General features: G+C 41.6%; 2 protein-coding genes. Both read left to right on the top strand.

Features of this window, described 5'->3' with window-relative positions; genetic code table 11:
- Positions 1-713: GGDEF domain-containing protein (locus BG32_RS08925; RefSeq protein WP_147434907.1), on the top strand; the 713-nt coding region annotated here is incomplete at its 5' end.
- Between the two features lie 626 nt (positions 714-1,339).
- A complete protein-coding gene (locus BG32_RS08915) occupies positions 1,340-2,176 on the top strand; it encodes an MBL fold metallo-hydrolase (protein ID WP_006487176.1) in 837 nt (278 codons plus the stop codon).
- Positions 2,177-2,834: the final 658 nt, after the last annotated feature.

Genomic DNA, 2,834 nt, shown 5'->3' with positions numbered 1-2,834 from the left:
AAGGAGCTCTGGAAACCCATAGAGAAATATCTAAGCTGAACGCAGAGATTTTCAAAGAAGAGGAAGCGAGAATGGTCGCAAAGTTGCAATCATCCTTCTCCACGATGCAAAAACTCAAAGAAATCGAAAGTATGGCAAGGAGAAATCGACAACTCGATGAAGCGAACAGATTGATAGTCCAAAAGAACGAAGAACTATTAGAAATGCAAAGTCAGCTTTCATCTGCAAATCAGTTGTTGAAGGAAAGGGCTGAAACCGATTCGCTGACTGGGCTGATGAATCAAAAGAAGATGTTTGAAATAGTTGAGTACGAGATCAATAGAGCCAAGAGATATGGCAACAGGCTATCCATAATCATGCTGGATATTGATGATTTTAAAGTCATCAATGATACTTTCGGTCATCAGAAGGGTGATGGAATTCTCGAATCTCTTTCCTCGCTTATTATATCCAGTATCAGGAAGATTGATTACGCCTTTCGGTATGGGGGAGAGGAATTCGTTATTTTGCTTCCTTCAACAGGAGTTGAGGGAGCTTTTTCCACTGCGCAGAGAATAAGTGAGTCACTCAAGAGAACTAACGAAATACCTGTGACTATTAGCATTGGAGTTGCCGAATGGAGTGATGAATCGGTTAATGATCTCTTGCTTGAAGTGGATACTCTGATGTATGAAGCAAAGAACACAGGAAAGAACAGGATCGTGTCCCGCTGAAGATCTGAGATGCACTTTGCTTTGCGAGATGTCAAGCGAAATCTGCTTATGAAATGTCATGGTATATGGCCGGAGGGACAGAAAGTTTCATCAAAATGAGTTTTGGTTTCAACCACATAGAAAGAAGTGCATGAATCTCCTAAAGTATGAACTTGATTCTTTGAAAACCCCAGTTACCATGAAATCGGTTAGTCACTATGCATAGACGAATCGAGGAGTCTCTTAGAGACGCTTCGCTCTGATTATTTGTTCAGCTGCCGACGGTTGGTCAGTGCTGGTTATATAGATACGATTTGAAAGGCAGAGAATCTGTGAATACAACGACCAATAGGAAATCCATCGCGTAATGAAGTAAGGCTCAACCTATTCTTTGAGCCGATCGATTTCGAAGGGCCATGCTGGACATGGAGTAGCCAAAATACTGGGATCCTTTGGCGGGTCTTCTTTGACCAATCTTATGGAAAGAATCTCCTTTGATTCGAAGAAAAACCAGATGATTCCATAAGAGTGTTTATATTGCAAGCTTTTTTTGCCGGGAATGAGGTTTTCTATTCCCAATCTGTATTGGCATTTTGTTACTTATCCACAATGATAATTTTCAACAATCATCCATTTGGAGGGGAAAAATGAGAGTCCTATTTCTTGGAACTGCAGCTTATGAGGGACATCCCAACGTGTTCTGTGATTGCGACAATTGTAGAAAGGTCAGAGAGGCCGGTCCAGACAACTTCCGTTTGACCTCGGCCGTTCTTGTTAATGATGACTTGTTGATTGATTTTGGGCCAAACATTATGGCCGGCGCTCAGAAGACCGGGAGCACACTTTTCAATGTCAGAACCCTTCTAATAACTCATTCTCATTCAGACCATCTATATCTGCCTAACTTTGGTTACAGAATGGACAGATACAATGCTTCGTATGAAAGACTTTCTCCGATGAGTGTGCTAGCGAATTCGACTGTTCTGTCGTTGATTTCGGATTCAGTGTACTTTGATCCCGACAAAACTATTTTGTTAATGGCAGAAGCTTACAAAGAAACTGTGCTTAACGATTATAGCGTGATACCTATTCCAGCTGTCCACAAAGTGAAGGAAGGTGAACAGGCTCTGTTATTTTTGATTAAGAAGAAGGGTAAATCCTTCTTCTATGCCACTGATACAGGTCCTTTAGATGAGTTTTCACTAAAATTGATAAAGAGTTTCTTAGACTCTCCTTTGGATCTGGTAGCGATAGACTCAACTCTGGGATTCATGAAAGAGGTCACATTCCCATATCATCAAACTGCAGAACAGGTGGTCTCGACAGTGGAAACAATGAGAAAAAACGGAATAATGGACGACACAACCAAGATTTACGCGCATCACTTCTCCCACTATCCTAATCCAACGCAGGGTGAACTCGAACGGTTCTACGTCCGCTTCGGAATTGCTGTCGCATATGATGGTCTTTCATTGGAAATATAGACTGTATGTCCAAAGAATCACAGAAGATCTCTCATATCATTCCGTTCTTTCAATTTAGATAATGCTCAATCTGTTCAGCTTATACGAAAGAAAAGGCCCTCTGGTAAAGACTTCGAGAGAAGTCGAAAATCCAGGCCTTTTGCCAGCTTTCCCGAGACTTCTCCTAGCAGTATCTGTAACCTCCTGTCAGGGAGTGAATCTAAGAAAAGTGACGGTTGTCATCGACCCCGAGATCGTGAATCAAAGCTAAGCGGAACATAATAGAAGAGGAACTACCTCCTGACATTGCCCGAAGCTCTCCTTGCCCAATGCTTGACTCCTCAATTAACTACGCAAATGATCCAGTACAATATAAGTTTTTTGAAATAAACGCAAAATTATGTCCCGCAATTCTTTTGAACACAGTTGACTCTTCGACGGAATTTGGCTCTCAAATAACGTGCCGCTGAGACTTCTCTCTTTCTAAGCAGAATGCTCTCAACGGGCACGATAGTGAATACAGCAATCACTATTTCAGTCGTACCTTTGATGCTAAAAGAGGAAAACATTACCTAGGGATCTCATGGATCCCCTTGAATACTCTCACATCATCCCTTTGAAGAAGTCTCGACAGTAATTCACTTTCACTCAAATTGCCAAATGTATATTCGAGGAAGCT

This window comes from Mesotoga sp. HF07.pep.5.2.highcov, from assembly GCF_003666285.1.
Classification (GTDB): Bacteria; Thermotogota; Thermotogae; order Petrotogales; family Kosmotogaceae; genus Mesotoga; species Mesotoga prima.
This window is presented reverse-complemented; position numbering and strand designations above follow the sequence as displayed.